The organism is Bacteroidota bacterium (assembly GCA_016713925.1).
Lineage (GTDB): Bacteria > Bacteroidota > Bacteroidia > AKYH767-A > OLB10 > JAJTFW01.
In genome coordinates this window covers 736,484-758,550 of record JADJOH010000002.1, presented here as the reverse complement: position 1 = coordinate 758,550, position 22,067 = coordinate 736,484, and the positions used below count along the sequence as shown (strand labels likewise).

Sequence of the window (22,067 nt, the reverse complement as noted above, 5' to 3'; positions counted from 1 at the left end):
CATATTCAAATTTATATTCAGGGTTTTAAATTTTAATAGGTGAATCTAAGGAATGTTCGTTTAAAACAAGGGTTTTAATTATTAAATGAAATGCAAATGTTTTCTCTTAAATAGGACAGCTATATGCTATTAAAAAATAATTGTGTCATGAAAGAAATTTTAAATAATAAAATCAAATTACATTTTAATATCCTCATGCTTATTTGCATAGGTAATTTTAATTTTTCAATTGTATATGCTCAAAGGGACAATAACTGGTGTTTTGGAGACTCTACAACTATAAATTTTAATTTCGGAATCCCAATTTCATCAAAATCGAGTGTATCAATTTCAATTGAAGCAAATGCAAGTATAAGTGATGATTTGGGAAATTTACTTTTTTACATTGGAGCAAAACCTCAAATGCAATTTAATCAATTTGGTACTTTGTGGAATACCAATAATACTATTATTCCTAATGGAGATAGTTTGAAAATGGGAACTACTGCAACTAATGGTGCAACCATATTACCATTTCCGAATGATTCTGATTTATACTATGTTTTTACTGATCAATCTCAGTTTTTGTCATATACAAATAAGTTATTTTACCATATTGTAGATTGTGGATCATCTTTATCGGTACTTAATAAGAATATAATGCTAATAAATCAATCTGTTTCTGAAAAGATAGCTGCTGTTAAGCATGGTAATGGAAGAGATTGGTGGTTAATCACACATTCATTAGAATTAGATACATTTTATATTTTTCTGATTGACAGCATTGGAATAAATTCACCATTGATTCAGACTATAGGTTTTAGTTACGTTTATAATTACCCTATCTATTATGGCATGTATGGCGAAATGAGCTTTTCATACCAGGGAGACAAATTATGCTGTGTTGGCTTTGGTATTTTGGATTTGTTTGATTTTAATCGGTGTACCGGTCAGCTTTCAAACTATCAGGATTTGATAACCGGACCTCGCTTTACCGCCTTGAATGACCTTTACGGGGTTTCTTTTTCTCCTAGTGGCAATTATTTATATTGCAGTAATTGGACTAATACTTTGCTATTTTGTCAAGGATCCCCACCATGTAAAAGTCAATTAAGTCAATATGATTTGAGCAGCAGTAATATTTCGGCCTCTAGAATATTGCTGGCGGATATAGATTCTACAGAGTTTTCCTTTGGTCAGCATCAGTTGGCCCCTGATGGAAAGATATATATAGCAAGATGTAGAGGGCAGTTTCCAAATTATACCCGGGATTCAGTCAATACAACGTTGAGTGTCATTCAAAATCCTGATCACCTGGGGACCGCCTGCAATTTTCAATTGAATGGCTTTTCATTGGGAAATTCAAAGGTAAATTTAGGCCTCCCCAACAGCCCTAATTGGAACCTGGGGGCATGGGTGGGTAGTCCCTGTGATACCCTTAGTGTGGGAATTGTAAAACATACTGCTACTGATTTCCATCTTTCCCCCAACCCCGCCCATGATAAAATTATCATCAGCGCTTCCGGTGATATTCACAAAGTAAAATTGCAATTCCGCAACCTGCAGGGCCAGCTACTGCATCAGCAAGCTGAAAGTACCGGCCGTTCATTTGAGTTCATACTGCCCCCCACACTTTCCCGTGGCTTATACCTGCTGGAAATACTTAGTGAAAAAGGAATGGTGATGAAAAAAGTAGTGGTGGAATAATACATACTAAAGAGAAATTGGCATGAATAAAATCCGGCATGAATCGATTCAATTCTTATTAAATGCACTATTTGTGATAATTGCGTTGAGCATGAAACCATACTTTGTATTAGCTCAACGAGATAACAATTGGTGTTTCGGGGATTCAATAACTATTAACTTTTCTTCAGGTGTTCCTGTTGTTACACAAACTAGTGTTTCAGCTTCAATTGAAGCAAATGCAAGTATAAGTGATAATTTGGGCAATTTACTTTTTTACATTGGCACTATGTCAGCGAGTAGTGGTTTTGGAAAAATTTGGAATGCAAATAATAATGTAATATTAAATGGGGATAGTATTAATTTATATTCTTCTTCTACTAACGGTGCCTTGATTTGCCCATCTAGTTTTGATTCTTTGAAATTTTATTTATTTACTAATACTAGCGCAATGTCTTCTCAACCCCTATCATTATTTGTTTCTACTTTGACGGTTGGAAATCCACCTTTAATTGTAGGTAAAAATAGTTTAATTTCTCCTTCACTTATTACTGAAAAAATCGCCGGAGTTAAACATGGCAATGGTAAGGATTGGTGGATTATAACTCATTCATTGAATGCAGATACTTTCTTCGTTTATTTAGTTGATAGTGTCGGGATGCAACTTATATCAAGTCAAAATATTGGGTTTAGTTATCAAAATGGAAGCTTTCCTTGGGCAGGAATGACTGGTGAAATATCTTTTTCAGTTCAAGGTGATAAATTGTGTTGTGTTGGTTATGGCATATTAGACTTGTTTGATTTTAATCGTTGTACCGGACAGCTATCCAACTATCAGGATTTGATAACCGGACCTCGCTTTACCGCCTTGAATGACCTTTACGGGGTTTCTTTTTCACCCAATGGGAATTATTTATATTGCAGTAATTGGACAAATTCTATAAATTGTATTGCTGCCCCACCATGCAAAAGTCAGTTAAGTCAATATGATTTGAGCAGCAGTAATATTCCGGCCTCTAAATTATTGCTGGCAGATATTGATTCTACTCAATTCTCTTTGGGCCAGCATCAATTGGGGCCAGATGGAAAAATATATGTTGCAAGATGCAAACGTGCATTCCCTAATTACATAAAAGATTCAGTCAATACAACGTTAAGTGTCATTCAAAATCCTGATCACCTGGGTACCGCCTGCAATTTTCAATTGAATGGTTTTTCATTGGGAAATTCAAAGGTAAATGTTGGCCTCCCCAACAGCCCTAATTACAACCTGGGGGCATGGGTGGGTAGTCCCTGTGATACGCTCAGTGTGGGAATTGTAAAACATACTGCAACTGATTTCCATCTTTCCCCCAACCCCGCCCATGATAAAATTACCATCAGCACTTTTGGTGATATTCACAAAGTAAAATTGCAACTCCGCAACCTGCAGGGCCAGCTACTGCATCAGCAAACTGAAAGTACCGGGCGTACATTTGAGTTCATACTGCCCCCACACTTTCCCGTGGTCTATACTTGTTGGAAATCTTTAGTGAGGAAGGAATGGTAGTGAAGAAGGTGATGTTGGAGTAGTAGTGACAGGTCGAGACCTGTCACTACCATCACACCCATCGCCTTATCTCCCATTATCTACGTTTCGTCAGCAGGGAACTGCACTTTGTCGAAGGGTACACCTTATTTCCAAACTTCCTGCTAACTTTGTTATAATGATCAAACTGAAACAGGTCAATAAATCTTATCCCATGGGTGCCGGGAGCTTACATGTCCTGAAAGGCATCGATCTCGATATTCACCCGGGGGAGATGGTTTCCATTATGGGTTCCTCCGGTTCGGGGAAATCCACCCTGCTCAATATCCTGGGAATTCTGGATAATTACGATACCGGCAGTTATACCCTCAATGATACCCTTATCAAAGACTTGAATCCGGCCAAAGCGGCTCAATTCCGGAACCGACTCATTGGCTTCGTGTTTCAGTCCTTCAATCTCCTGAGCTTCAAAAATGCCATGGAGAATGTGGCCCTGCCCCTCTATTATCAAAACGTCAAACGTAAAGAGCGCAATAAAATAGCGATGGAATACCTCGATCGCGTAGGCTTAAAAGATTGGGCCAACCACGGACCCAACGAGCTCTCCGGCGGACAAAAACAACGCGTCGCCATCGCCCGTGCCCTCATCACCAAACCAAAGTCATCCTTGCTGATGAACCTACCGGCGCTCTCGATTCTCAAACTACGGAAGAAGTGATGCAATTACTCACCGAAGTGCATCAGTCAGGCGTTACCGTTATCATCGTGACGCACGAAGCAGATGTAGCGGCAAAAACGCAACGCACGATTCGAATTAAAGATGGTCTCATCTTGCAATGATTTGAAAATTTGAAGATGTAATAATTTAAATGTGTTAATGTGGGAGGAGCAGTTGAGCCCGATCTTGAGGAATGAATTGATGATTATTTGAAAAGTGTTAATTGTATATCAACTAGTATATCTATTGTATCTCTTATATCTCTATATCATAAATGTTTAACAAAGAAGTCTGGTCTGAAATTTTATCTACGATTCGCGCGAACCGGTTGAGGACTTTTCTCACGGCGTTTAGTGTGGCCTGGGGTATTTTTATGCTGATTATTTTGCTGGGCTCCGGACAAGGGTTGCGAAACGGAGCGCAAAAGGGCTTTCAGTCGGATGCGGTGAATTCTATCTGGATCAATGGCGGGACTACAAGTAAAGCGTTTAATGGTTTTCAACCCGGACGGGAAATTCAATTGCGAAATGAGGATTATTCGTTAATAAACAGACAAAAGGGATCCAGGGATGAAATAACGGCATCTTATGACGGGCGGAACATACGTACGCTTAGCTATAAGGAGAAAAATGGTGCTTTCACAGTGCGTTCCTGTATGCCGGATCATGATTATCTGGAGAATTGCACGATGGTGAAGGGAAGATTCATCAATAACAATGATATCACCGGTTACAGAAAAGTATGTGCCATGGGATTGCCCGTGCAGGATGCCCTTTTCGGTAAAGCCGATCCGGTTGGCAGTTATGTGAATGTAGATGGTATTCCTTTCAAAGTGATCGGCACATTTACGGATCCGGGTCGGGGAGATAATGAGCGGATATACATTCCCGTGAGTACCGCTCAGCGTGCCTTCAACGGGCAAGATAAGTTGAGTGTGATCTGGCTGAGTACAGGCACTGCGGGTATTGAAGAAAGTGATAAGATGGCTGCCGATATAAAGAAAATGCTCGCACATAAATACAATTTTGACCCGCAGGATGAAGAAGCAGTAAATGTCTGGAACAATACCGTGGAATACATACGTGTGATGGCGATGCTCGGAAATATCCGCTTATTCATCTGGGTAATTGGTATCGGAACGCTCATTGCGGGTATAGTAGGCGTTAGTAATATTATGATGATCGCTGTCAAGGAAAGAACCAAGGAAATAGGAGTGAGGAAAGCCATCGGTGCGGCACCCTCTTCCATTATTTCAATGATCATACAGGAAAGTGTGTTGATCACTGCAGTGGCGGGATACATCGGACTCATGGCGGGTGTGGGTTTGTTGGAACTGGCGCGTAAATTCATGCCTCCCAGCGAATTCTTCGTAAATCCCGAAGTGGACCTGGGTGTTGCCGTCTCGGCTGTCGTATTACTTATCGTAGCCGGGGCCTTCGCCGGACTCATCCCCGCACTCCGCGCCGCAAGAATTGAACCGATAGAAGCCTTACGCGATGAATAATTTGAAAATGTGACAATTTGAAGATTTGAAGATGACCAATACTGCCGACAATGATCTCGACAATTAAACCCAAAGCGAGGCTTCGTGATCAAGTCATTCACAAGGCTTCGCTCGCGACCTCGAGCCAAGGCTCTCGACATACCTGTCTCCCGCATAGGGAGATCAACTCATCTTTCGCGAGGCTCCATCTCCTTACGGAGATTTTCGCTCGCGATCTCGAGCCAAGGCTCTCGACAAACCTGTCTCCCGCCAGGGAGATTAACCCATCTTCAAATCATCCCATAACACATCTTCAAATCATCCCATAACCCATCTTCAAATCATCCCATAACCCATCTTCAAATTAACCCATCTTCAAATTTTCAAATCAAATGTTTGACTCCGACTCCTGGCAAGAAATCTTCGCCACTATCCGCAAAAACAAATTGCGCACCTTCCTCACCTGTTTCGGGGTGTTTTGGGGTATATTTATGTTGGTGGTGATGATTGGTTCAGGGAATGGATTGAGCAATGGAATCTTGTCGGATTTTGCAGGAACGGCAACGAATAGTTTTTTCTGCTGGGCTCAAAAGACCTCAAAGCCCTATAAAGGAATGAAGCCGGGAAGGAATTTTAATTTTAACAATGAAGACACAAAGGCCTTAAAGAAGATTCCGGAATTGGCTGTGGTAGCACCGATGAATCAATTGGGAAATTATCAGGGAACCAACAATGTAGTTTATAACATGAAGAGTGGGGGCTTTGGCGTATCTGGGGTGTATCCTGAACTGACCCGCATTGAAGAGACAAAATTAAAGGACGGTCGTTTTCTAAATCAGAACGATATAACAGATAAACGGAAAGTAGCAGTGATCGGCAAGCGGGTGCAGGATGTTTTATTCGAAGGGGTTGAAAATCCGATAGGGGAGTATATCCGGATCAATGGTGTATATTTTAAAGTATACCTTTCAGCAGGCTTTCAATTATGGAGATGTGGTAGGCTGGTATGCGATCATGTCGGCAAAAGATGTACCTGCTTCTGAAGCAGAAGATAAAGTGCTGGCTGTACTGCGGGAGAGACATAAAATCGCACCGAATGATCCCATCGCCATCGGTCACTGGAACATGGAAAAAGAGTTCAATAAACTCAACGGACTGTTTAATGGTATCAGCGGATTGGTTTGGATCGTTGGCATTGGTACTTTATTGGCCGGTATTATTGGAGTTAGTAATATCATGTTAATTGTTGTGAAAGAACGAACAAAGGAAATTGGAATCCGCAGAGCGATTGGGGCTCCTCCATCGCATATTGTGAGACAACTGATCATTGAGTCCGTCTTCCTCACCACCATTGCCGGATACATCGGACTCGTCTTGTCAGTCGCTTTAATGGAGGGAGTTGCAGCTGCTATTCCGGAAGGAGAAGGTGGTATGTTCAGTAATCCTACCATCGACCTAAACGCGGCACTAACGGCATTGACTATACTAATAGTTGCCGGTGCACTTGCCGGACTCATTCCCGCGCGGAAAGCAGTTAAGATTCCACCGGTTGAAGCATTACGATACGATAATTAATTTATTAAGGTTGAAAAGTAAGATAGCATATGAAACGAATTATTAAAATACTTGGAGTTGTTCTGTTGATCGGAACTTTCGTCTGGACCTTGTACTTTCTCTATGCCAAATCAGAGAAACCTCCTGTAGAATATAAAACAGAGAAGGCAGCCACCATGACCATCATCCGCAAAACCGTAGCGACAGGTTCGGTTATCCCTCGCCGTGAGGTGTTCATTAAACCACAAGTCTCGGGAATTGTGGACGAGATTTATATTGTTGCCGGTAAGATGATCCGTAAAGGCGATGTGATTGCCAAAGTGCGAATCATTCCCAATATGGTGAACCTGAATGAAGCGGAAAGCCGTGTGAATCGTTCCAAAATTTCAATGGATCAGGCACAGATTGATTTCGATCGGTATTCGAGTTTGTTTAAGGATAAAATTATAAGTCCGGCCGAATTTCAGCAATATGAAATCCGTTTGCGTCAGGCAAGAGAAGAATTGACCACTGCTCAGGACAACCTCGACCTCATCAAGGAAGGAGTGGCCAAGAGTAGCGGAAAGGTGACCAATACGCTGATCCGTTCTACCATCAGCGGAATGGTGTTGGATGTACCGGTAAAGGAAGGTTTTTCGGTCATCGAATCGAATACGTTCAACGAAGGAACTACAGTCGCCACAGTGGCAGATATGGGCGAGATGATATTTGAAGGAAAAGTAGATGAATCAGAAGTAGGTAAAATCCGCCAGGGGATGGATCTGATTCTGACCATTGGCGCCATTGAAAATTACAAGTTCAACGCGGCGTTGGAATATATAGCACCGAAGGGAGTGGCTGAAAATGGTGCCATTCAGTTTCAGATCAGAGCCGCTGTAAAATTAGATACCGCCTACTTTTTACGTTCCGGGTATAGCGCCAATGCGGACATTATTCTTGACCGCAGAGATAAAGTATTGGGAGTACCTGAAAATGTACTTCAGTTTTCCGGTGACACTACCTTTGTAGAAGTGAAAGTTTCGCCGAATCAGTACAAGAAGCAAGTACTTAAAACCGGAATTTCCGATGGGATAAATATTGAAGTCCTGGATGGCTTAAAGGAAAATGACGAATTGAAAGTGCCGGCAGGAACAGCAGGAGAATCTTCTACCTCTTCATAAATGGAAACAGTTCTTTTGAAAACGTCGGATATTAGTTAAATAAAAAAACCACCCTTTTGGGGTGGTTTTTTTATTTCTTGTGCTTAATATTAGTGAGCAGCAGAAACTGAATCAATAACTGCATTAGCAGAATCAACTACAGCAGCAGCAGAGTCAATAACAGCAGATGCGTCAACTGCAACTTCAGCAGCAGCTTCAGCAGCGTTTTCACCAGCAGTTTCAGCGTTTTCAGCAGTTTTAGAACCGCAAGAAGCAAGAGCTACAACGAAGGTAGCAGCAGCAAGGAATGAAGCGAATTTTTTCATTTTTTGTTTGATGTGTTTTTAGTTTATAAACTTACCCTTTAATGCCCGGTCGTTAAAAAGGTAACCCGGATCACTTTTGAAATCCAGAGATTATAAATTAAGTAATTGATTATCAGTTTAAAAATGTTTAATAAAATATGAAATTGCGGTGAAAGAAAGGTGAAATTTGCCAATTGCCGGGTTACCTTTCCGCAGGTTCACGCATTAAGACTACATAAGACATGAAACAGGTATTACCTGTCACCGAAGAGGATATTCTTCTATTACTTCAGAATGGCGATGAGAAAGTACTTCGCCAGGTATACCGCCAGCATTATCAAATGGTGGTAAATCTTGTGATGAATAATGGGGGAAGTCTTCAGGAAGCAAAGGATGTATATCAGGAAGTCGTTATCATCTTCTATGAGAAAGTAAAGGAAGTTGATTTCGAATTAAAGTGCAGAATTAAAACGTTCTTGTATTCAGTGGCCAGAAGGATATGGCTAAAACAATTGCAACGAAAGAATCGTTTCACGTCTAACCTAAGTGATACAGAAGAATATCAGGAAGTCGCCTGGGAAGAAGTTGGAAAGAAGGAAGATCAGTTCAATGCCATGCATGCTGCACTGGAAGCCATTGGAGAACCTTGCCGGTCGATCCTGAAAGATTTCTACATGAATAATCAAAGTATGGAAGAAATCACTGAGAAGTTTGGATACACGAATGCCGATAATGCCAAGAATCAAAAGTACAAATGCCTGAAACGTCTGAAGAAAATGTTTTTTGATGTGTACGGTACTAATGGAGGAATAAATTATGATGAGCAGAAGGGAAACGGATGAGTTAATTGAACGCTATTGTCTCGGGCAGCTGACGCCGGAGGAATTGCGGATTTTTGATCAATGGAGAGATAGTGATCCGGAGTTGTTACAGGCTATTGAAGATCATCGATTGGTGAGCAGCTCTTTTGATGTATATGCGGAACGTATGCGCTTGCGTAGTAAAATTGCTTCTATTCATGATGAAATGGAGTCGGAGCAATATCGCTTTAAATCTCCATTGAAAGTTGTTGAACCTGAAACCGGTCGTGTCCGGACATTGTGGCGCCGATATAAAGTGATTGCCGTAGCTGCTGTTGTGGCGGTTGTTGCGGTGAGTGCTACCATTTTTACATTTAATATTACCGGAGTAACAGGAAATAAACAGCATAGCGCTTATCAGGAACTCCGTCGTGAAGTGGAAAGCATCAAGCGAAAGCAAAAGGCCATGATTCATGATATCAATGAAAAGCAGGAGCCTTCAACAGATCCTGAACGTACCTTTACTGCTTCCGGTTTTGCTTTAAATAAAGAGGGTTTTGTTATTACCAGTTATCACGTAATCTCTGACGCTAAAGCGATTTATATCAGTAATGAGAAGTATGAGCAGCTTCGGATGAAAGTGGTGTACACCAACCCGAAACTGGATATGGCTGTACTGAAAGTGACTGAAGATTCTTTTTCCGGATTTGGTGAAATTCCCTATACCATGAGAAAATCAGTGGCCGACCCCGGAGAGAAAGTCTATACATTGGGTTACCCCCGCGAAGATATGGTATTTGGAGAAGGATCGGTGAGTTCTTATACCGGTTACGAGGGTGATACCGCCGCCTATCAAATCAGCATTCCTGTGAATCCCGGAAATTCGGGTGGTCCTCTTTTCGATAACCATGGGAATCTCGTTGGTATTATTTCCGGTCGTAATACCTCTGTAGAAGGAGCTTCCTTTGCTGTAAAATCCAAGTGGATTTCTGACGATATCAAGAATCATTCAGAAGAAAAAATCTCCTTTCCGGGCAAAAGAAACCTCAATAACCTCGATCGTACCGCACAGGTGAAGAAATTGCGGGATTTTGTATTTATTGTTAAGGTAATGAACTGATTACCGTTCACTTGAAACGGTTCTTCAAACGTTTCGTCGCCTTTTCTGCCCACTTTATCGTTTTCAGGTCTCCTATTAAGTCTCCTTTGTTACTTTTGGGAGTCTTTAAATGAAGTTATGTATTGTAAATTTAACATCAGTAAATCCATCTTCGCTTTTGCTATCCTGATGGTGGCTAACGTCGCCGGCTATGCGCAGAAAGCCTGGACATTAAGGGAGTGCGTAGACTACGCCCTCGAAAATAATATTACCGTGAAGCAGAATGAACTGAGTTCAGAGTTAGCGGATTTAGCAGTGGTTCAGAACCGATATGCCCTTTTGCCTTCCCTGAATGCTTCCGCGAACAGAAACTGGAATTTTGGTCGAACCATCGATCCGTTCACCAACCTTTTTACGACTCAGCAAGTACAGTCAGATAATATTTCATTGAATACCAATGTGACCTTGTTTAGTGGTTTTCAATTGCGAAATACCTTAAAGCAAAGTCAGTTGGATTATATGGCCGGTTTGTCAGATCTCCAGAAAATCAGAAACGATATTTCATTGAATGTGATTTCAGCCTATTTACAGGTTTTGTTTGCTAAGGAGCAGTTAAAAGTTGCTGCTGCAAGAGTCACACAATCCACCGAACAACGTGACCGTATAAAGCGCATGGTGGATGCCGGCACAATGGTGCAGGGAAATCTCCTCGACGCTGAATCTCAATTGTCGAATGAAGAGCTTTCAAATATCACTGCAGAGAATCAGTTGGCAAATGCTACTTTAAGTCTGACGCAACTCCTGCAATTGCAGTCGCCGGAAGGTTTTGATGTGCAGGAGCCGGATGTTCCCTTGCCGGATGTGAGTGTAGCCGCATTAACCCCTTCCCAGATTTATGATATCGCCTTAAAAACGCTTCCTGAAGTCAAGGCTGCAGATACAAGAATCTCGAGTGCAGAGAAAGGGATTACCATCGCGAAAGGTGGATATTATCCGCGTATCACGGCATTTGGTTCGGTAAGTTCATTTTATTCTTCCAGCTCGAAAAAGATTAGCGGTGTAGATTTTAACGGATACCAACCGGATGGAAGTATTACCGCAGGAGGAGACACAGTTTTATCTCCGAGCTTTTCTTCCCGTCTGGAGGATAATCCTTATAGTGATCAGTTTGACAATAATCTGAACAGAGCAATAGGGCTCAGTTTGAATATACCCATCTTTAATGGTTTAACAACGCGAATAGGTGTCAAGCGCGCGAAACTGAATTATGAAAATGCCCGATACAGTGCTCAGCAAACGAGAAATCAGGTTTATCAAAGTATTCAGCAAGCACATACAGATGCATTGGCTGCCCGTAAAAGATTTGATGCCACAGAAAGAAACCTAACGGCATTTCAGGAAGCTTATCAGTATGCGGAGAAGAGATTTAATGCAGGACTGTTGAATTCCCTTGAGTTTCTCACTGCTACTAACAACCTCACCCGAACAAAAATTGAACTCCTTCAGGCAAAATATGATTTTATCTTTCGTGTGAAAGTTCTTGATTTTTACGCCGGTAACCCACTTACATTTTAATTTTTATCTTAACGTAGCGCAAAATAGTTTATGGCAAATAAAAAATCAATTCGGATCTGGGTCGGTGTAGCTGCACTGGTTATCCTTATAGGGCTCGTTGTTGCTAAGCGGGCCGGCTGGCTCGGAGAAAGCAATCTTGTTAAGGTAAGTGCGGAAAAGGTGATGCGTCGTGATTTGGTGGAAACCGTTTCGGCTAACGGTAAGGTACAGCCGGAAGTTGAAATAAAAATTTCTGCCGATGTGAGTGGTGAAATCACCGAATTGTATGTGAAGGAAGGAGATGTGGTGAAAAAAGGTACCTTGTTGTGCCGCATCAATCCTGAAGTATATGCCTCTAACTATGATCGCGCAACAGCAGCGGTGAATTCTTCCAAAGCAAATTTTCAGAACAGCAAATCGCGTCTCACACAGGCTCAGGCACAGTTTGAACAATCGGAACTAAACTATAACAGGAATAAAAAACTTTTTGATGAGAAGGTGATCTCTCCATCCGAATTCGAAAATATAAAATCATCCTACGAAGTTTCTAAAGCAGAAGTGGATGCCGCCCGTCAGAGTGTGGCCGCCGCAGGATTTAATGTAAGTAGCGCCGAAGCCGGTTTAAAAGAATCCAAAGAAAACCTGAATCGTACGAGTATCTATGCACCTGTGGATGGTACCGTTTCTAAATTAAGTAAGGAGAAGGGGGAGAGAGTAGTGGGAACAAATATGATGGAGGGAACAGAGATTTTACGTCTTGCGAATCTGAATGAGATGGAGGTGAGTGTGGATGTGAGCGAAACGGATATCGTGAGAGTGAGCAGTGGTGATACCGCCGATATTGAAGTAGATGCCTGGCTGGGTCGCACCTTCAGTGGTGTAGTGACCGAAGTGGCGAACTCTTCCAACCTGAGTGGACTTAATGTAACCGATCAGGTAACCAATTATACAGTGAAAGTCCGCATCTTGCGCGACTCCTATATGGACCTGCTGGAAGGAAAACAGCTTGACTATAGCCCTTTCCGCCCCGGAATGTCAGCAACGGTTGAAATCAGAACACGTCGCACAGCCAATGTGCTTACCATACCGATTCAATCCGTTACAACGAGAGATACTTTGAAAAAATCCGACTCTTCAAAAAAAGATTCAAAGGAAAAAACCGAAGTGAAAACAGAAACAGTGGTTTCAGCAAAAGAGACGCAAGAGTTTGTATTTGTTATTGTAGACGAAAAGGTCAGTCTGAGAGCAGTGAAAACAGGTATTCAGGATAGTCAGCATATTGAGATTCTAAGTGGATTGAAAGAAGGTGAAATGGTGGTCTCTGGTCCCTATAATGCCGTATCAAAAACCCTGAAGGATAAAGCAACGGTGAATGTGGTGCCGAAAGAAGAACTTTTTGATAAAGAAGAGAAGTAGTTCGCTTTGCTGCTGGCTGCTTCCGGCTACCGGCTTCCGGCTACCAGCTACAGGCTACTACTGGCTATAGGCTGAGAGCAATGGGTTTAAGATTGTTTTAAACAGTTTAATAATTTTAAATTCATATGAATTAGTATAAATATTAATCCAATAAAAAACAGCCGGTAGCCGTTAGCCGGAGGCCGGAAGCCAATTTTTTTCATAGGTAAATCTCAATGTCAAAAAAACCATTGCTCTTATTATTAGAAACAGCGACCGGAGTTTGCTCTGTTGCGCTTTCTGAGGGTGAGCGTATGCTAGCTGTTCGAACAAGTAAGGAAGAACGGGAGCATGCTTCGATGTTGGCTGTTTATATTGAGGAGGTGATGACAGAAGCGGGAAGGCAATTGAGTGAGATTGATGCGTTGGTGGTGAGTAAGGGTCCCGGGAGTTATACCGGATTAAGAATTGGTATAGCCACAGCAAAAGGTATTTGTTTTACCTTGAATAAACCGCTTATTGCGATCGACACCCCTCTTGCTATGGCCTCCGCTTATTGGCATGAACGCAAGAATGAACTCCCAGATGAAGCTGTTCTGGTGCCCGTTATTGATGCGCGTAGGATGGAAGTATACGGTGCTGCGCTCGACATGCGTCTGGAATATATCGAAGGCATTCGTGCAGAAGTGCTCACTGCAGATAGTTTCATTCGTGTAAAACCATGGCCCCATTTTGTTTTTGGCGATGCAGCGGCGAAATGCGTGGAGGTGTTTAAGAGTGAAAGTTTTGTTAAAGTGGATACCACCTTTAACCTTTCGGCACATGGTTTGTTATTACCGGGACTCCTTGCCTTCAGCCAACAGAAGTTTGAAGATATTGCTTACTTTGAACCTTACTACCTGAAAGAATTTGTAGCAAAGGTGAAGCAGGGATAACCCTAGTTTAAAATTGTAACAATGAAATTACTTCTTCAATTCGTTGCTATGGCAACCGGTCTGGTGTTGATGTCATGCACATCTCCGAAGGCTGAAATAATTCAAAAGAAAAAGAACATGACGGATAACGCAATTCAGGATTCAAATAAGAGTGGAAAAGATACCGTAACATTAGGCGCAGGCTGTTTTTGGTGCATTGAAGCCATCTTCCAGCAATTGAAGGGGGTAGAAACAGTCGCCAGTGGTTATAGCGGCGGACAACGTGAAAATCCAAGCTATGATCAGGTTTGTTCAGGTGCCACCGGACATGCAGAAGTCATACAAGTCACCTATGATCCGGCCGTCATCAGTTTTGTAGAATTACTGGAAGTGTTTTGGGGTGTACATGATCCCACCACCCTCAACCGGCAAGGCGCAGATATAGGCACACAATATCGATCCGTTGTTTTTTATCATAATCCGGAACAACAGAAGTTGGCCGAAGCGTACAAGGAAAAATTAAACCGCAGCGGTGCTTTCCCTAATCCCGTAGTCACGGAAATTAGTCCAATGAAAACATTTTACAAAGCAGAAAATTACCATCAGAATTATTTCAACGAAAACGGTAATCAACCTTATTGTTCCGTAGTTATACGTCCCAAGCTCGAAAAATTTCAAAAGGTGTTTAGTGATAAGGTGAAAAAATAATATTTATCCTTCAAATTAAAATATTTTTCATTTTGCGATGCAATAATCCTTTCGCTAATAGGTAGCTTTATTAGTCATCCATCAGAACTCTGAAGGAGTTCAACATTATAAACTCCGGGTAAAACCCGGAGTTTATAGCGCCAGACACCCCACAACCCCAACGGGGTTGAACATCAGTTCAATTGAAAATACTTTTCCGCCATATCATTCACCGCTTTCCCTATCGCTAATCCGGCCGTTGCTGCAGGGGAAGGGGCATTGAGTACATGCAGGGAGTTATGACTATGTACTATTTTAAAATCATCAATCATATTGCCATCCCTATCTAAGGCCATCGCCCGCACGCCCGCACGACCGGGAACAATATCGCCCATCTCCAGAGAAGGAATAAGCCGGCGTAAACGCTCGAGAAATAGTCTTTTGCTAAAAGCTCTTCGGTATTCATCAAGTCCGAATTGCCAATGTTTGAAGAAGAGTTTCCACGTGCCTCCATAGGCCAATGCATCGATGGTATCATTCATGCTAAAATCTGTTTTACCATAACCCTCACGTTTAAAAACAAAAACAGCATTCGGGCCGCATTCGGTAGGATGTCCAATCATGCGCGTAAAGTGAACTCCAAGAAAAGGGAATTGAGGATCCGGTACAGGATAGATGAGATGCTTCACTTTATGTTGAGCCTGATCGGTGAGTTCATAATAGTCGCCGCGGAATCCAACAATTTTCATGTCGGGATTCAACTTATCTTTTTTGGCAATACGATCACTCTGTAATCCTGAACAGTTGACAATATAGCGCGTATTGAATTTTCCTTTGTTGGTGATAATTGTTGTACTCTCCTCCGATTTTTCAAAATCTAGTACTTCATGGCCGCATTTTACCTCACTGCCATTGAAATTTTCACGGATGAGTCGGCTGAGGACTTCACAAACCGCAGGAAAATCAATAATGCCAGTACATCCTACATGAATTCCTTTAATACCTGTACAAAAAGGTTCAATTTCCTTTATATCCTCCGGCCCCACCATGCGCATATCTTCCACCCCATTTTGAAGTCCGTGCTGATAGACTTTTTCCATATGAGCCAACTCCCGCTCCTGTGTGGCAACGATGAGCTTTCCGCAGATATCATGACCGATCTTATGTTCTTTGGCAAAAGCGACCATCTCCCGTCTCCCGTCTACGCAATTTTTAGCTTTATAACTGCCGGGCTTGTAATAAATGCCGCTATGTAACACACCCGAATTTCGTCCTGTCTGATGTGCCGCTACTTTCTCCTCTTTCTCCAGAACACAGATTTTCAGATGCGGATGATAAAAATTTATTTTGTATGCGGTTGATAATCCAACGATTCCACCTCCAATTACGATGACATCATATGTGGTTTGACTCATGCTGCAAAAGTACATTGTTTCGCAATCAAACGCACCCGGGCCCCTTTTTTCTATCAGAGCAGGATGAGATTTTTCTGTAGGGTATGGCTTATTTAAAATACCGTACCTTTACTATCAGATCGTTTAAAAATCGTTGTATGCTAATGGCTGTTCAGCCCACATTGCTTTGTTAATAATTATAATTCATAGTCATTGACCAGCATTCCTGCGCTGACCTACATTTGTTTACACACCCTGAACTATGAAGCATTGGATGAAATGGAGTTTGCTATTCTTACCTTTTTTGGGTGAGGCAGGTGGATTTCAAGTGAATACGCAAGGTCAGAAAGCGATAAGCATGGGCGGTTCTGTATCAGGATGGGCCATGGATGCTTCGGTTTGTTATTTCAATCCGGGAGGATTAACGGCTTTGAAAAGTAATTTTCTGAATGCCGGTGTATCTTTTTTGTTGCCAAAATCTACTTTTTTAGGCTCAACAGGAAGCAGTGAGAGTATGTCTTCGCAACTCTATACCCCTTTTTATGTCTATGGCAATTATGCCATCAATCAGAAAATTTCGGTAGGATTGAGTGTCAATACTCCATTCGGTTTGGGTACAAAATGGGAAGATGACTGGAGTGGCCGATTTATTTCCAGGGAGGCCAGACTCAATACCATTTTCTTTCAGCCGACAATTGCAATGAAGCTGAACGATAAAATTTCAATTGGTGCGGGTCCGGTAATTGCGCTTGGAAAGGCCAATCTCAAAAAAGCACTGCCTGTAAATGGTACCAATGGTGAAGAGGCTTCTCTGGAACTGGATGGGAAAGGAAATGGGTTCGGTTTTAACGCGGGTGTTTACGTCTCTCTGGATAAATTAACATTGGGTCTGAGTTACCGCTCTAAAGTGGAGATGGATATAGAGGACGGTGAGGCTACATTTACCGATGTTCCGCAATCATTGATCGACAATGGTACATTCCCACTTTCCTCGAAATTTAATTCTGCCATCTCTCTGCCTTCCGTTTTATCCTTGGGTGCAGGATATCAAATCAATGAAAAGTTCACAGCAATTTTTGAGTTGAACTATACCGGTTGGGAGGTTTATGATTCCTTGAATTTCGAGTTTCCTGATCATGCTCAATTGGAATCGAGAAACGGGAAGGAGTATAAAAACAGTATCGCAGCACGTATCGGGATAAATTATCAGCATGCTGAAAAATTGCAGTTAAGAGCTGGATTAGCCTATGACCAGAGTCCGGTGGAAGATCAGCATCTCTCGCCTGAACTTCCGGATGGGAATAAGATTATACTTGGTATTGGTGGTACTTATGCCCTGAAGAAGGGGTGGAGTGTGGAAGCTTCATTAATGTTTGAAGATGTGCGTGAGCGAAAAGAAGTTGAAAATGCAGAAAATAATTTCATTGGAACATATAAATCAAATCTCTATGTTGCCGGCATCGGTGTGCAGTATACATTCTAAACGCTTATTTCGGTATTTCATTGCCGTTATAGTGTTTCTTTCAGCCTGTAAGCCGGAGCTGGAGGGTCCGAAGTATACTTCAGGCACTGCGGATTTCAGCCGGTATGTGGCGATTGGTGCGGATTATACAGCAGGCTATCTGGATCATGCTTTGACCTTAGAAGGGCAGCGTCGCTCGTATCCGGCCTTGCTTTCTTCTTGTTTTTCGGTAGCCGGTGGGGGCACTTTCCGACAGCCTTTGGTGAGTCCGGGGAATGGATATGGATTTGACTTTGTCAAGGAGAAATCCAGAGGGAGAGTGCAGTTGGTGAGTTATATCAATTGTTTATTGCAATCGGATCTGGGTCTTGAGCAGTTGTCGGTGAATGCTGCTGATATAGGATGGATCGGAGATCAGGGGCCCTATAATAATTTAGGAATACCGGGCGCTAAATCGTTTAATCTGAATTCGCAGATTTTTGGAAAAGGAACAATCGGCAATCCTTTTTTCTATCGTATCGCTTCTGATACCGGTGGTGTAGGTGGATTAAGTTCAACGACGCTCGGCGATGCTTCACTGGTGAATCCTTCTTTTTTCACGCTCTGGATCGGATTAAATGATGTATTGCTGAATGCATTGGCAGGTGGTGAAGCCAACGGTAGTCCCACCGTGCAAATTACAAGTAATGCGGTCTTTGATGCTTCTGTGGATACCATCGTTACCAGCCTGACATCGAATGGTGCCCTGGGAGTCATTGCCAATATTCCTGATCTCACGGAGTTCCCTTTCTTCAAAGCGATACCTTATAACGGATTACTACTCGACTCTCTTCAGGCAGATAGTTTAAATGCCACCTCTCCGCCGGGTATCAGTTTTACAGCCGGTGCGAATCCATTTGTTATTTCAAATCCCGGTGGCGGATCTATTCGTCAGATAAAAGAAGGGGAGTTGATTCTCTTGAGCATCACGATGGACTCATTGCGCTGCTATGGAAAAGGTACTCCTCAGAAACCAATTTCCTCAAAGTATGTTCTCGATTCTGCAGAGATCAATGCCATCCGGCAAGCGACACAGGCCTACAATGCGAAATTGAAGAATGCAGCAACATTGAAGAACCTCGCCTTTGTGGATATGAATGCAATTTTCAAACAGTTTTCAGCCGGTTATGTTTTTAATGGCGTTACTTTCAGTAATCAATACCTGAGAAACAGCGTTTTTTCATTGGATGGCATTCATCCCTGTAGCCGCGGTTATGCCATTATCGCGAATGAATTTGTGAAAGTCATCAATGCGAAATACAATTCCAATCTTCCGCTGGTAGATGTGAATGCTTCACCGGGAAATTTATTCCCATAGATCATGACGTTATTATCATTTACCGGAATTACTATTATTCTGTCATCTGATTTTTTGTAGAAAATTATTTTCTTCGGAAAGTTTCCTTTGTCATTTATTCCCGTTTCTTCTTGTGCAAAGGATGATTTAGCCTTAGAAGAGTGCATGGCACTGTTTTTCAGGGAAAAATATATCCGGGAGGAAAACTTTTTTCGCTCTTGATTGTGGTATCTTTGTACCTCTTAAAAAGGCCATTTAAAAGGCATTGTTTACATGGATCAGCATAGTTATATTGGTAATAGTAGTCCTGAAGCCCTCGAGGCGATGTATCTTCAATTTCTTGATAATCCGTCGTCGGTAGAGGAAAGCTGGCGGCAATTTTTTTCGGGTTTTGAATTTGCGAAGCACCGGTATGGTGATGATGCCGGAGCTTCCGGAGCACCCGTAGAGGTGAATAAGGAATTTAAAGTCATCAATCTTATCAATGGTTATCGCTCGCGCGGACATCTCTTTACCAAAACCAATCCGGTCCGGGAGAGGAGAAAGTATACGCCTGATCTTTCGTTAGAAACTTTCGGACTTAGTAACGCCGATCTGGAATCAACATTTCAGGCAGGACAGGAGATTGGAATAGGAACAGCAAAGCTCAAAGATATCGTGGCCATGCTCGAGCAGACCTATTGCCAGAGCGTGGGTGCTGAGTATAAATATATCCGTACTCCGGAAGTGATCGAGTGGATGGAGAAGAAGATGGAGAGCTGCAGGAACAGTTATAATTTTCCATCAGTGAAAAGAAACGGATTCTTGAAAAATTGAATGACGCAGTGGCGTTTGAAAATTTCATTCACACCAAATTTACCGGACAGAAGCGTTTCTCCCTCGAGGGTGCTGAATCACTTATCCCGGCACTTGATGCGGTGATTGATACCGGTGCAGAATTGGGTATAAAAGAGTTTGTCATAGGGATGGCGCACCGTGGTCGATTGAATGTCCTGGCGAATATTCTGGGCAAAAGTTATGAGGATATTTTTTCGGAATTCGAAGGAAAGGAGTTTGATGAGAATGCCTTTGATGGCGATGTAAAGTATCATCTCGGTTTTTCAAGTGATGTGACCACTCCGCACAATAAAAAAGTTCATCTCGGTCTCACACCTAATCCCTCTCATCTCGAAGCGGTGGATCCGATTGTGCAGGGTATCGTGAGAGCAAAGATTGACAATACGCCGGGAGGAGATTTTAATCAGATTGCACCTATTTTGATTCATGGAGATGCGGCCGTTGCCGCACAGGGTATCGTGTATGAGGTGATTCAGATGTCACTGCTGAAAGGATATGGTACGGGAGGAACAATACATCTCGTCATCAACAATCAGGTGGGATTTACGACCAATTATATCGATGCACGATCGAGTACCTATTGTACCGATGTGGGTAAAGTAACCTTGTCACCCGTATTTCATGTAAATGGAGATGATGTGGAGGCCCTCGTGTACACCATTCGTTTTGCGATGGAGTACCGTCAGAAATTTCATCGCGATGTGTTCATTGATATTCTCTGCTACCGCAAGTACGGACATAACGAAGGAGATGAACCACGTTTCACGCAACCCTTGTTGTATAAAGCAATTTCTACACACGCCAATCCTCGGGAGATCTATAATCAGAAATTACTTTCTCAGGGCATCGTGGAGGCGAACCTCGCGAAGGAGATGGAGAAGAAATTTAAAGAACTCCTCCAGCGCAGCCTCGACCTTTCAAAATTACAAACCAAGACAAAGGTAAAATCCTTCATGGAAGGCAACTGGAGCGGATTACGTCTGGCTGTGCCGGAAGATTTTGAGCAATCTCCGACTACAGGTGTAGAGAAGAAGACATTGCTGCAACTCGCTGCTCAACTTTGCGCACTCCCCGGGAGAAAACTTTCTTCAGTAAAATAGTGCGGCTCTTTGAGGATCGCAAGCAGATACTCGCCGAACCCGGTCGCTTGGATTGGGCTATGGGTGAACTGCTCGCGTATGCTACTTTGTTAAATGAAGGATATCCGGTGCGCGTGAGCGGACAAGATGTAGAGCGGGGAACCTTCTCACATCGCCATGCGGTTGTTCGTGTGGAGGATTCCGAAGAACAATATGTGCCACTGAATCATCTCACAAAGGACCAGGCTCCCTTCTATATTTATAATTCATTGCTCAGTGAGTACGGTGTATTGGGATTTGACTACGGTTATTGTTTTTCAGCACCCAATACCCTCGTCATCTGGGAAGCACAGTTCGGCGATTTTGGAAATGGTGCGCAGATCATCATCGACCAATACATCAGCAGCGCAGAGGACAAATGGCGCCGCATGAATGGCATTGTGCTCTTGTTGCCACATGGCTATGAAGGGCAGGGTGCAGAACATAGCAGCGGACGTATGGAACGGTTTTTAAGCCTGAGTGCGGAGAACAATATGCAGATCGTCAATTGCACCACTCCGGCTAATTTTTTCCACCTGCTGCGTCGTCAGCTCAAACGTGAATTCAGGAAGCCGCTGGTTGTTTTCACACCGAAGAGTTTGTTGCGACATCCCAAATGTGTTTCGGAGATTGATGACTTCACAAAAGGTGGATTCAATGAAGTGATAGATGATAACAATGTGCAACCTGAAAATGTGCAACGCGTGGTGTTCTGTTCCGGAAAGATTTATTACGATTTACTCGAGAAGCAGTTGCAGGAGAAATCCAAAGAGGTAGCGATTGTGCGTATTGAGCAATTGTATCCCTTCCCCTACACCAAAGTGCGTGAACTTACCCGAAAATATAAACAAGCCACTGACTTTTGCTGGGCACAGGAAGAACCCGAAAATATGGGCGCCTGGACCTATTTACTCAGAGTGTTCAGGGATCTGCAATTGAAATATATCGGGAGACCGGAGAGTGCAAGTCCTGCCACCGGTTCACATAAGCAGCACGAGAAAGAGCAGCAAGCCATCATCAATAAAGTTTTTACCCTATCGGCGATTCAGCAGCCGGTGACTAACCCCTAGCAGTACCGA

At 42.6% G+C, this 22,067-nt stretch carries 14 protein-coding genes and 3 pseudogenes; 15 read left to right on the top strand and 2 right to left on the bottom strand.

Annotation, left to right across the window (positions count from 1 at the left end; all coding sequences use genetic code 11):
- Positions 1–147: 147 nt before the first annotated feature.
- From IPJ86_03125 to IPJ86_03100, 6 genes and pseudogenes are all read left to right on the top strand, one after another.
- Positions 148–1,686, top strand: a complete 1,539-nt coding sequence (locus IPJ86_03125) for a T9SS type A sorting domain-containing protein (GenBank protein ID MBK7886310.1) — start codon at positions 148–150, stop codon at positions 1,684–1,686.
- Between the two features lie 91 nt (positions 1,687–1,777).
- Positions 1,778–3,214, top strand: coding sequence for a hypothetical protein (locus IPJ86_03120; GenBank protein MBK7886309.1), 1,437 nt, complete (start codon positions 1,778–1,780; stop codon positions 3,212–3,214).
- A gap of 157 nt (positions 3,215–3,371) precedes the next feature.
- A pseudogene (locus IPJ86_03115) lies at positions 3,372–4,033 on the top strand (ABC transporter ATP-binding protein).
- 152 nt (positions 4,034–4,185) lie between these two features.
- The gene (locus IPJ86_03110; protein ID MBK7886308.1) at positions 4,186–5,415 is read left to right on the top strand and encodes an ABC transporter permease; all 1,230 of its coding nucleotides are present in this window, start codon (positions 4,186–4,188) and stop codon (positions 5,413–5,415) included.
- Positions 5,416–5,786: 371 nt separating this feature from the next.
- Positions 5,787–6,969 (top strand): annotated as a pseudogene (locus IPJ86_03105) (ABC transporter permease).
- Positions 6,970–6,998: 29 nt separating this feature from the next.
- Positions 6,999–8,108, top strand: coding sequence for an efflux RND transporter periplasmic adaptor subunit (locus IPJ86_03100; protein ID MBK7886307.1), 1,110 nt, complete (start codon positions 6,999–7,001; stop codon positions 8,106–8,108).
- 89 nt (positions 8,109–8,197) lie between these two features.
- Here IPJ86_03100 and IPJ86_03095 read toward each other — a convergent pair whose 3' ends face one another.
- A complete protein-coding gene (locus tag IPJ86_03095; GenBank protein ID MBK7886306.1) occupies positions 8,198–8,413 on the bottom strand; it encodes a hypothetical protein in 216 nt (71 codons plus the stop codon).
- A 221-nt stretch (positions 8,414–8,634) separates the two neighbouring features.
- Here IPJ86_03095 and IPJ86_03090 point away from each other — a divergent pair, with 221 nt between their 5' ends.
- The 6 genes from IPJ86_03090 (at position 8,635) to msrA (ending at position 14,862) form a co-directional block, all read left to right on the top strand.
- Entirely contained in the window at positions 8,635–9,234 is a 600-nt protein-coding gene (locus IPJ86_03090) for a sigma-70 family RNA polymerase sigma factor (protein MBK7886305.1), read from the top strand.
- Positions 9,209–10,312, top strand: a complete 1,104-nt coding sequence (locus tag IPJ86_03085) for a trypsin-like peptidase domain-containing protein (GenBank protein ID MBK7886304.1) — start codon at positions 9,209–9,211, stop codon at positions 10,310–10,312. Before IPJ86_03090 ends, IPJ86_03085 begins: the two co-directional genes overlap by 26 nt.
- A 117-nt stretch (positions 10,313–10,429) precedes the next feature.
- Positions 10,430–11,866 carry a TolC family protein gene (locus tag IPJ86_03080; GenBank protein MBK7886303.1) on the top strand — a complete coding sequence of 479 codons (1,437 nt, stop codon included), beginning with the start codon at positions 10,430–10,432 and terminating at the stop codon, positions 11,864–11,866.
- A gap of 30 nt (positions 11,867–11,896) precedes the next feature.
- Positions 11,897–13,261, top strand: coding sequence for an efflux RND transporter periplasmic adaptor subunit (locus tag IPJ86_03075; protein MBK7886302.1), 1,365 nt, complete (start codon positions 11,897–11,899; stop codon positions 13,259–13,261).
- 215 nt (positions 13,262–13,476) lie between these two features.
- Entirely contained in the window at positions 13,477–14,175 is a 699-nt protein-coding gene (gene tsaB, locus IPJ86_03070; GenBank protein ID MBK7886301.1) for a tRNA (adenosine(37)-N6)-threonylcarbamoyltransferase complex dimerization subunit type 1 TsaB, read from the top strand.
- 21 nt (positions 14,176–14,196) lie between these two features.
- On the top strand, positions 14,197–14,862 hold the full coding sequence (gene msrA, locus IPJ86_03065; protein ID MBK7886300.1) for a peptide-methionine (S)-S-oxide reductase MsrA: 666 nt from the start codon (positions 14,197–14,199) through the stop codon (positions 14,860–14,862).
- Between the two features lie 173 nt (positions 14,863–15,035).
- On the opposite strand, the gene lhgO is transcribed toward msrA, so the two are convergent.
- A complete protein-coding gene (lhgO, locus tag IPJ86_03060; protein ID MBK7886299.1) occupies positions 15,036–16,256 on the bottom strand; it encodes an L-2-hydroxyglutarate oxidase in 1,221 nt (406 codons plus the stop codon).
- Between the two features lie 241 nt (positions 16,257–16,497).
- On the opposite strand from lhgO, the gene IPJ86_03055 reads away from it, so the two are divergent.
- From IPJ86_03055 to IPJ86_03045, 3 genes and pseudogenes are all read left to right on the top strand, one after another.
- Positions 16,498–17,718, top strand: a complete 1,221-nt coding sequence (locus tag IPJ86_03055) for an outer membrane protein transport protein (protein ID MBK7886298.1) — start codon at positions 16,498–16,500, stop codon at positions 17,716–17,718.
- Positions 17,642–19,054, top strand: coding sequence for a hypothetical protein (locus IPJ86_03050; GenBank protein MBK7886297.1), 1,413 nt, complete (start codon positions 17,642–17,644; stop codon positions 19,052–19,054). The genes IPJ86_03055 and IPJ86_03050 overlap by 77 nt, the downstream gene beginning before the upstream one ends.
- A 252-nt stretch (positions 19,055–19,306) precedes the next feature.
- Positions 19,307–22,058 (top strand): annotated as a pseudogene (locus tag IPJ86_03045) (2-oxoglutarate dehydrogenase E1 component).
- Positions 22,059–22,067 lie beyond the last annotated feature (9 nt).